This is a genomic window from Xenophilus sp., from assembly GCF_044462705.1.
Taxonomy (GTDB): Bacteria; Pseudomonadota; Gammaproteobacteria; order Burkholderiales; family Burkholderiaceae_C; genus Xenophilus; species Xenophilus azovorans.
Map to the genome: position 1 here is coordinate 31,183 of NZ_JBIQNC010000015.1, position 10,306 is coordinate 41,488.

The 10,306-nt window shown below is 57.6% G+C and carries 7 protein-coding genes; 1 reads left to right on the top strand and 6 read right to left on the bottom strand.

From position 1 onward, the window contains the following. Nucleotides 1–7: 7 nt before the first annotated feature. From ACIY1X_RS04990 to ACIY1X_RS05010, 5 genes are read right to left on the bottom strand one after another with little or no spacing between them, the layout of a single operon-like run. Nucleotides 8–2,080, bottom strand: coding sequence for an AIPR family protein (locus tag ACIY1X_RS04990; protein ID WP_399678509.1), 2,073 nt, complete (start codon nt 2,078–2,080; stop codon nt 8–10). Then, nucleotides 2,077–3,054, bottom strand: coding sequence for a PD-(D/E)XK motif protein (locus ACIY1X_RS04995; protein WP_399678511.1), 978 nt, complete (start codon nt 3,052–3,054; stop codon nt 2,077–2,079). Before ACIY1X_RS04995 ends, ACIY1X_RS04990 begins: the two co-directional genes overlap by 4 nt. Beyond that, on the bottom strand, nt 3,035–5,740 hold the full coding sequence (locus tag ACIY1X_RS05000; protein WP_399678513.1) for a Z1 domain-containing protein: 2,706 nt from the start codon (nt 5,738–5,740) through the stop codon (nt 3,035–3,037). Before ACIY1X_RS05000 ends, ACIY1X_RS04995 begins: the two co-directional genes overlap by 20 nt. A gap of 29 nt (nt 5,741–5,769) precedes the next feature. Next, a complete protein-coding gene (locus tag ACIY1X_RS05005; RefSeq protein ID WP_399678515.1) occupies nt 5,770–7,275 on the bottom strand; it encodes an ATP-binding protein in 1,506 nt (501 codons plus the stop codon). A 50-nt stretch (nt 7,276–7,325) separates the two neighbouring features. After that, nucleotides 7,326–8,864: a DNA cytosine methyltransferase gene (locus ACIY1X_RS05010; protein WP_399678517.1), complete on the bottom strand. Its 1,539-nt coding sequence runs from the start codon at nt 8,862–8,864 to the stop codon at nt 7,326–7,328. Between the two features lie 67 nt (nt 8,865–8,931). Here ACIY1X_RS05010 and ACIY1X_RS05015 point away from each other — a divergent pair, with 67 nt between their 5' ends. After that, nucleotides 8,932–9,435: a very short patch repair endonuclease gene (locus ACIY1X_RS05015; RefSeq protein WP_399678519.1), complete on the top strand. Its 504-nt coding sequence runs from the start codon at nt 8,932–8,934 to the stop codon at nt 9,433–9,435. Nucleotides 9,436–9,517: 82 nt separating this feature from the next. On the opposite strand, the gene ACIY1X_RS05020 is transcribed toward ACIY1X_RS05015, so the two are convergent. Further along, on the bottom strand, nt 9,518–10,306 hold a 789-nt coding region (locus ACIY1X_RS05020), incomplete at its 5' end, for a transketolase-like TK C-terminal-containing protein (RefSeq protein WP_399678521.1).

Genomic DNA, 10,306 nt, shown 5'->3' on the forward strand with positions numbered 1-10,306 from the left:
GGGTCGATCAGCCTAGGGCGAGGCCCTCCTCCTCCATCCTTTCAAGCAGCTTGAGCACGTATTTGCTCTGCTGCTCAGTCGGGATCTGCCGCGGCAAGGCGGCACATACCCTCAGGATTTGCTCGTCCTTCGGCGAAAACTTCTGCTGAGCCCTTCCCAGTTCCAGTACGTGCGACCAGAATTCCGGCCCGCGCCCGACCACGTCCGCCTGGGCAGAAATCCCATCGTCTTCACGCCGCTGCCGCCGCTGATCACGCTCAGCTGCCTTTGCAGCGTCCCTAAGCGCCAAGCAATCCTCGAATTCCTCGCCATAGTCGATCTCGCGGGTCGCCAAGGCATTCCAACATGCTTGTTGCTTCGCCCATTCTGACATGTTTCTAATGCCAGCAATGGGATGCGTGATTACATGATGCGCTTCGGCAGCAGCCAACAGCAGTGCGCGCTTCAGCGGCTCGGAAACGTTCTGCCGGCGCCAAATCGCATCAAGATCAAGCACCTCGCTTTCACGCTCTGCGTCATTGAATACTTTCGCCATCGCATAGGTCACAATGTTTGCGCGATAGCCACCTTCATACCAAGGTTGCTTTGGAACCTCAGTTTCGAGCGTGCGAAAGAGAATCGCCTTCGCGATCAGCCTCTTGTACCAGAGCTCGTCATATTTCGCCTCGCTCTTTGACCAAGCCTCGCCAACCTCCTTGGCGAACTCGGCGAAATTCTTTTGCGCGCCGCGCGAAACAATGTGCGGCTTGCCCGCAGACGAAAACTCGAATTTTGCAAGGTCCGTCTTGGTAAAAAGCTGGGCCTTGGGGAACTCAAGGTCGAACTTTTTAAGCTGGGCAGGCGTCAATCGGCTGCGCGCATTGATGAACTGTCCACGGGAACGCTCATAGAACCATTTGCTGTCGTGGCGCGCCCCTTCACGGGCGGCGAAGATTATCTTACGGGAGAACTGCTCAATGCGAATGTGGAATGGATGATTCGAAAAGAAGTCGGCAGCATTGACCTTGTTCTGCGTATTCGCGTACTCCGAAATCTTCGGAACAATGCTTTCAGACCTCTCAGGCGGGACCACTGTCAGCTTCATCTGGACGAAAACCGATCCAAGCTGGTCCCGAGCGTTCTTCAGCGCCGCGTGTATGGAACCAGTGGTCTGGGCGCCGTTGACGATCTGCAGATTTCGAACCAACGCAATCGCCAGGCCGTCCTTGGTATGCGTGCAGGCAACTTCCTCGGCTGTCGCCGAAAGTCCGTTGTTGTACGGAAAGAAGAGCGCTGGCTCTTCCTTGATGGTTCGTTGGATTCCCTTGTTGGTTTTCGCTCGCGCCTGAAGAAATGAACGAACATTGGCCTCGAGCAGTCGCGCACCCCAGCGGTCATAGATCGACGCGAGCTGCTCACCTGGAACTACCAAAAGATAGCTTTCCAGCCCGGCGCCACCCTGCGAAGCACGAAGGGCGGGCATCGGAGCACCGAAGTCGTTTGCAAAGTCGATAACTATGTCCTCTCTGGCCTGGCCAGAGCGGTCAAACTTCTCGAACCTGGCCAAATCCCAAACCGACCAGGTAATAGGGATATCTCCGGGATCTGCGAGTTTGACCGTATCGTCTCGTCCGATGTATTGGCGATTTGAAATGAGGATCAGCTTTATCTTGGTGATCTGAGACCAGGTTGCGATCAGCAAGTCAGATACTTGGAATGCAGGATTGACCTCGTTCAAGGAATCCCGGAAGTCCGCCGTCCTTGCCTTTTTCAAGAACCGGATCAGGGGATTGAGGATGGGTGGCACATCACCCTTTCCGAAGGTCTCAACATCATCGCTGTCAACGAAATCACAGACAATCAGCCCCAGAACACCTTCGGTCTCGCGTGGATCCCCTGAATATCCGTCCACTCTCAGTTTTTGGGCTCCATCGCCGCTCTGGAAGTAAGCGCGATGCGCCACTTCGAGTTCACCAGCTTCGGTGAGCCGTTCGGCCATGCGATCGAAGAATGCTTCGACCATCATGATTCCACTGGCGTCGGCCTCGCGCCTGATGTCTGCCATCAAGTCCTGGTAGTACTCCCTAAGCTCACTCATCATTCTTCCTCTTGCTTGAGCTGGGAACGGATTCGCTCCCACTCTGCCTGGAAGGGTTCACACGCGGCAATTGCCAGTGAATAGCTCACATTGGAGATCCCAACTGGCACAGGCATCTCAAGCCTCGGGAAGTACGGTGTGACCGCGTAGAAGTCTGGCGTTGATGCATGCCACCGCCACGGCGAGTAGTCATCGGCCATGTCGAAGCCGGCTTCGGCGAGCCGGAGATCCCAATTGGCCAGTGCCGCTGGCGCCGCACGCTCCACAAATTCCGTTACTTCCGCGACTCGCTCGGTCAATGTCTGACCATGCGGGGCCTCGAGCTTGTCTACCGCCAGAATGCTCAGCCAGATGCTCATGCCGGGAACATCAGCAAGCTGGAACTCATTGGAAATCCTTATGAACGGCTGGGCAGCACCTCGCCGGGCCTTCACCTCAATGCAATGATTTCCGAGTTCAAAGTCCTTTGGTGCACCCGTTGGACCAGTCCAAGCCTCTATTGCGCGCTTCGGCCCGATCGTGTCCATGAGCAACTTGAGAATTTCGATCTCGCCGACGAGTCCCTTCTGGGCCTCTTCGGTTAGGGCACCCGGCCTCCCCCCTTTGAGTAAATAGTGCCATCGAAATGTGCGCCCAATTGCTCGCTTCAGGGCTTCTTCTTCTGACTCGGCGATCTCCCCCGCGGCAATGACATCGCGGCACAACGTTTCGAACAATTCTTGCTGTGTGCTGTCTTTCAGACGCACATAGAGGATCGGACCGCCCGAAATGGTGTGAAATCTCACTTCTAGATTCCGCAACTTCGGTAGATCCGGAAGTGGACTCGGAAGGTTTGAAAGCTTGAGAACGAGCGCAGCGTTCCTGTCCGGCATTACTGACCAGAACCAGTCCCACCTGGCGTCTGCGTCCACGCGGCGCGTATCAATTTCGCCGGACTCAAGGCCAGCCCATGGCGACTCATTCCTCACTTGCCGCATCCTCCTCAAATTCTTCCTCACCGAACATTTCGCGCATTCTGACCGTGTTTACAACGTACTCCACGGTTCCGCCCTGGACTTCAGAGGGAGGGAAACAAATGCTCCAGGCAAGCACCAAATCCGGCGCTTTCACCTTTAGCTCCTCCTCATCGACTTTGGGGGCCACAAATCGCAGGATGATCAGCGGGCGCCGAGGGATTTCGCAAAAAATTCTCGGTGGGAGAGTCCCTGGGACTTCCTTGTTATCCCGCAGGCGCTCTTCTTGGAATTTCTTGATAGCGGATCGAATCTGATCTTTGGTCAGGCCTACCTGCTCGTCGCCCGGAGATCCTACTCGTCGACTTGTGCCGCTTATTGCAAGAACTCCGCCCCTCAATTCCTGCGTCCCGACCCTTCTTGTATAGGCGCGCATTACGTTCCCGCCCAGACACATTTGGGGTGCTTCCTCCTTTTGCGCACTAGCAAACAGAACGTCCCAATGACGCAGTTCGGAATCGGCCCGAGCGTCGATGTAGTCACCCATCAATCTTGGATCTGTCAGGGGATCGGCCGAATCAGCTCGATAGGCCCTCAGAAAGTCCCGCACCAACTCCACAGGAACTTCCTGGTAAAGCGTCCCGCGAGATACGGCTTCCGGGCGGATCCGCCGGGCACTGATGTTTGAGGCAAGTGCGGAAGCAGCTGCCGTGTTGGCATTCAACTGCTCCTCGCCTACCGAAATGCGTGTAGTTTCTACCAGCCTACCAGCCAACCCCACTCTGACGGGCAGCTCCCTGCCGGTGCCCATCTTGTTTCTAGCCGTAACGATCAGTGATTCCGGGTGGCTGCGCACGGCAAGACCAAACTGCTCGGGGGTCGCCTTTACGAGCTCCATCCGCTTGAGCTGGACCTGTAGATCCTCCATCGCTTCATGGATGTGCACGTACCAGCCGACACCGTCTGCTGGCATCCAAATTCGGCACAGGTCCTCATAATTGGGCCGATACCCGAACCACCGGCCCATTTGCATCAAAGTGTCGTACATGACGGAGTTTCGAAGGAAATAGCTGACGGTGAGTCCTTCCAAGGTCAGACCTCTCGACAGCGAAAATCCGCCGATCGCAATCACCGTCACTCCATACTCGCCGCCCTGGTCATAGTCCAGTGCAAGTGCGCGCTTCGACGCGTTTACCTCCACCACTCGCGCTGCCACAAGGACTTCATGGAGGCGTCTCTGTACTTGGCTCCAGTCTTGCGGTTCCGCGTCACGGTACTCTTTCCGCCAGACCTCGTAGAGTGCAGCGATTTCCGGATTCCTGAGAGCCGCTCCCTCCGTTTTGCCACCGTCAACCGCGACTGCATCCTTAATTTTGCCGATGATATCGGCGACTCTTGCCTTGACGCGGCCCTGGACGTCGGTGAATCGCGATACGTTGATAAGCATCGAGGCATGCTCACGATGCTGACCTCGCGCATTGCGAATCGCGCGCGCGACGACGAATGTTCGGACTGCGCGCACCAAGCTGTCCGGTAACGCGTCGACCTCTTGATGAATCTTGTGCTTTATTGGAAGGACATCCTCGTTGTCGTCGATGATCCTGATATGCCGATCCTGTCCGTCGACGAAGACCTTCTGCGCACCGAAGTAGTTGGACGGAGCATCAAGGCCGATGATGAAGTGTCGCGGAAAGAGGTCCTGCTTGAGCGTCTCGTCGTCCGTGTCCGGGTCGATGAAGATGTTCGCAAATGGCGTAGCCGTATATCCGACGTAGCAACTCCTATGGAAGAGTGACAGGAGTTCGCGTATCTGACTGTTGATGCGGGTGACCTCATCCCGTGCATAGGCAGTATTGATTGACGCGTTGTCTGCCTCATCGTCGATCAGCAGCATCGGTTGACTCACCATCTGCGTTCCTTGATGGACCGAATGTTCTTTCAACCACTCGAGCAGATTCTTCAACGTGTTCGAGTTCTTCTTGATAACCAGCACGACAGGCACGTTGTATTGCCCGATCTGACTGGTGTTCGTCGTAGCGGTAGCCTTGTTGAAATCCCGCAAGGTATTCGTCAGGGAAACAGGGAATTCGCGCTGATCGAACTTCCCGACTCCAATGATCTTCTGTCGTTGGCCTCTGTTCGCGTGCGCGAGGCGGCCGGTATCCCGCCCGATGAAGCCTTCATCGATGCGTGCTTGTGTCTGATTGCGCAGATTGTTGTGGATGCCGGCGATCACGACGATCAGCCGGTATCCTGCATCGGCGGCTTTGCAGATCAACCCGGTGTAGTTCGCAGTCTTGCCGCTCTGGACATGACCCACGACCATGCCGCGGCGACTCCAGGAACTTTCCTCCCGAGGATTGCCTAATCGGTCGAGGATTCGATCGGTGACCTCATCCATCGAGTCGATCACAGCGTTTGGCAACCCTTTTTGTTGCAAGAGCCTGCGATAGCGACCCCAGTAGAAATCAGACATCTCGCCACTAATGCGGGCGTCATGCAGCCACGGGCGGAAGTCTTCGGACTGGACGATGGCCCCAAGACCCATGCTGATCCCATATTTTTCCTCGATCAGACGGGCAAGCTCTTCGATGTCGCCTTCGCTTACGGCCCCCTTGAACATGGGCAACCCGGAAAGCTCCATGAGGATTTGGCGAATGGATTCTGCGGTGTGAGGACCTTGCTGGGCCCCCATTTGGATGGAGGCCATACCCTCCATGGTGTTGAGAATTGGATTCACTATTCGCCCCGTACCTGGAGAGTTCTTTCGATGATGCTTTGAGTTTCGGTCCAGGCAGATCGAAATGGATCCACGTCCTTCATCAGAGACCGGATTTCGTGTATCTCCTTCCCCGACTCCAGCAGCATTGAGAGCGTGTACTGCACAGCCTGGACCAAGACCTCGTCGTCAATCTTGTCCGGCGCCACCTGTTCTGGCATCGCTGCCATGTCTGCGTGCAGCGTCTCTACTGGCAGCGAGGCCCCGACCAATGCAATGCAGTTGAAAAAGCCCTGCCTCAGACTTGGAGGCAGCGCCTCGGCAAATGTCGCGAATGCCGGATGGTCGATGTTGGGCCGATATCGGATCTGTCCATTGGCCTGTACTCTCTGCCACAACGGCAACCGCTCCTGGTTGACGAGCCTCTGCCCGCGGCTCCGATAGGTGCGCTTTGACCCACCCTGGATGCGTTCGATAACCCGCTTCAATCGATCGCGAACCAATGGAGGGAGCTGGGCTGAAGACTTTTTGACATCGACCTTCCAATCAGCATCCATGCTGTTCGGGATGTCGATCCGCACCCTCGAAAGCTTGGTGAGCTCGGATTGGCGGCACAGGCCAAACCAGGTTCCATGGAGGATCAGCCGCTTGCCTCGATAGAGGTAGAAGCCTTGCGACTTCAGGTGACCTTCGGGGCCTGCCAAGTCTTCCCAAGCCGCATTGGACATTTGCTTGTGATGAGGAAGTGTGTAGCTCTGGATCTCCACACATCCGTGCTTCAAGGGCAAATGTTCTACCGGATCTGCAATCGTTGCAGGATTGGTCCTGGCGAACGGGTCGAGTGGCGCTAAAGTTCTGCCATTCAGTGCAATCTCCAGCGGCTTCGTCGTCTCCATGAATCGGTGGAATACGAGCCGCAGATGCCGTTCTGCCTCGGCGATCCGCTGATTGATGACTTCGGCCCGGCGAACAGGATTATCCGCAAGATTTCCACCGAGGCGATCGAGCTTTTCCCAGAGTACGAGCGTGCCTTGCGTTCCCAGGAGATCGACTTCGGAAATGTCTGCTGCATCTTCTGGCAGCTGCACCGACCATTCGTTCCGGACCGCTACATCGTCCAGGTCCCAGACGGCAATTGAAGTCTTGCCTCCCTTGCGAGTTACGACGGTAAGTCGACGGCACTGGGAAAAGCTCGCGCTCTTCAGTCCGAGACCAAAGCGGCCCAGGTCCGGTTCATCCCGCGCTGCCAAGGGGTTCCTGCTACCCGGCCGCATGGCGGCAATCAGCTCGTCCTCGGACATCCCCTCACCATTGTCCAGGATCGCAATTCGAGGATTTCCTGACGACGTTTCAGTAATGATCTCCACGCGAGTCGCGCCCGCAGTAATGGAGTTGTCGATGATGTCCGAAATGGCAGTCTCGAGTGAGTAGCCAAGATCCCTCAGTCCTTCGATCAGAGCCGCCGCGTGGGGAGTGGCATCCGCACGCCTCAGACCGAGCGATTTCACCGGCAGGTCCTTCGTCATCTCTGTTTCTATTTCCCCACTATCTACAGTTTTGTTCCCCAGTCAGATTCTCAACGGGCAGAAGCTTTGATACCGGACATGCATCCCCAGACAGTCTCGGCAATGCGCCGCGCAAGCAGAGGCGGGACTGCATTGCCCACCTGTACGAATTGTGCAGTCCTCTCCCCCATGAAGAAGTAGTTGTCCGGAAATGTCTGTGCCCGGGCCGCTTCCCGAACTGTAAAACTCCGGCACTGGGCAGGATCCGGATGGATGAAGTAGTGCCCGTCTTTAGCAATATGGCTGACAACGGTAGCGGATGGAAAAGCTGGCGCCTGGACCCTGAACCGGTTCGCGAACTTGCCGCTCTCCCAGCTCTTGTGATTTGCCGCAAGTTGCTTTGGAAAGTCTTCGAGCCGCGTGGTGGGCGACTTGCCTTCCCGCGCCTTGGCGTACGCCGCACAATAAAGGTATCTCCCCAGGTCAGACGGCATGTGCCCTCTGGAATCGTGATTGAGCGTCACTCCGAGGCGAGGGTCGTGGTACCAATCCTGGTATGCAATCACCGAGCGTCTGTCCGGTCGCCTTGAAGACCTCCGGGAGGCGCCCTCGATGAACTCCGTATCCAAGATCGCGTCTGCCACGTCACTTAGATCCCACCTGCGGTCGAGTATCCGAAGAACTCGATCCTTCTGGCGCTGGACGGTAGCAGACCAGGCGCTGTCAGAGTCCCCTCGGGACAATGCGCTCCGGATCTTTGGCAGGTCGCTGATGACACGGCCAATTGGAATTCGCTGGGACCCAGCAAGCGGGGTCGGTTCACTCAGGCCCGAACCGCGGCGGATGCCCAGCAAGATGACCCTGTGGCGGGATTGGGGGATGCCAAGGTCTTCGGACTTCACCAGGAACCTGGCGAGATCCTCGTCTTGCTCTCCCGGCCGGTACGGCCCGCCTATTGCATCGGCAGATAGCGGATAAATGTCGTAGATGACATTGCATGCTCCCGCGCCAAATGCACGCCCCGGATCGTGCAGATCACGAAGAATGTCGGGAAACATGCGTCTCCCATTGAGCTTCGCGGTAAGAATTCCCCTCACGTTCTCCATGATGAAGACCGGAGGAGCAAACCGGGCCAGGATCTCCAGGTACTCGCGATAAAGGAAGTGACGCTTGTCCTTTTCCGCAATGTAGTTGTCTTTTCCCTTGTTCCGCGCCCGCCCCACTAGCGAATAGGCTTGACATGGGGGACCTCCGACAAGGACCCAGGGCTCGTCTGGTCCGATGCGACTCTGGATTTCCTGATGGAGACGATGGGACTCCTTGCCAAGTTCCAGCAGCAAAGCCTCCCGCTCCGCCTCTGCCCATTCGCGGGCAATCTCTCCGCTCAGGTCTCCCGGGGACATCTCCTGCCGGACAATCCGGTAATACTCTTCCGGCACATCCTCCGGACTGGCGAAGCGGCGGTAAAAGGCCCGCAATGTGAGAGTCTGGTGAGCAGTTTCCTCCTTCTCGGCGGAAAGGACGATCCGGAATGGCTTGTGTCCGCCTACTGCCGGTGTGAAGCTCGCAAAACCTTCTCCGAGTCCTCCAGGACCGGCAAAGATGTCCACGACTTTTATGGTCTTGGCTTGAGACCTGTTTCGCATTCAGTTACCTGCTTCCCTAAAGGCTCGCGGCATGGCTGACATTGTTGAACCTGAGGTGAGGTCGAGGATGATGTCGCGCATTCGCGGCCGGAATACTCGACCGGAGACTGTCGTCCGGTCTGGTCTTTGGGCGCGGGGATTCCGCTTCCGCCTTCATGTCAGGGGCCTCGCAGGCCAGCCTGACATCGTGCTGCCGAAGTGGCGCACGGCAATCTTCGTCAACGGCTGCTTCTGGCATGCCCATGCGAACTGCCCCTACTTCCGAGTGCCGAAGTCCAGATCCGAGTTCTGGCAGAAAAAGCTTCTCGCAAACCGCCGAAGAGATACCGCCGCTGTGGCTCGTCTGGTGGAGGATGGCTGGAAAGTCATCACGATCTGGGAGTGCGCACTCCGAGCGGATGCTCAGAATGCCATCCATATAGCGGACGACCTCATCCGAAACGCCGATTCCCCAAGGTGGGAGATTTCGCAGCCCCCTTCGGATCGCACTAGCTGTCACGCCTCCTCCCCGCTCGCTGGAAAGGAAGATATCTGAAAACTTGGCCGTCTCAGTTCCCGCGACCCGGAACGCCCCTGAGGACGGGAGCCTTTACTCCGTCCGCCTCAAAGACCAATCCTCAGACACAGACCGGATTCGGCTTGGAGCCGTCGACCTCGTACAGGCCGTTGGCCTTAACCACATCCTTGGCACTCAACTTCCCCTCCGCCGCCAACGCCGCCACCGCCGCCTGCGCGATGTAATACCGGCTCACCTCGAAGAACCGCCGCAGGTTCTCCCGGGTGTCGCTGCGCCCATACCCATCCGTCCCCAGCACCGTATACCGCATCGGCACGAACTGCCGAATCTGCTCCGGATACATCCGGATATAGTCGGTCGCCGCGATCGCCGGCCCCTGACGCCCTTCGAGCAGCGACGTCACGTAGGCCTTCCGCGGTTCCCCTTCCGGGTTCAGCCGGTTGTGGCGCTCCACGTCCCACCCATCCCGCGCCAGTTCGTTGAAGCTCGGGCAGGACCAGATGTCGGCCTTGATGCCGAAGTCCTTCTCCAGCAGCTCGGCCGCGGCGATGGCCTCGCGCAGGATGGTGCCGGAGCCCATGAGCTGCACGCGCAGCTCGCCCTTCTTCGGCTTGCCGGCGTCCTTGAACAGGTACATGCCCTTGAGGATCCCTTCCGCGCTGCCTTCCGGCATCTCCGGGTGCGCGTAGTTCTCGTTCATCAGCGTCACGTACCAGTACTCGTCGTGCTGCTCGGCCAGCATGCGCTGCATGCCGTGCTGGATGATCGTGACCACTTCATAGGCGAAGGTCGGGTCGTAGCTGCGCACGTTCGGGATCAGCGCGGCCTGCACCAGGCTGTGGCCGTCCTCGTGCTGCAGGCCCTCGCCGTTGAGCGTGGTGCGGCCGGC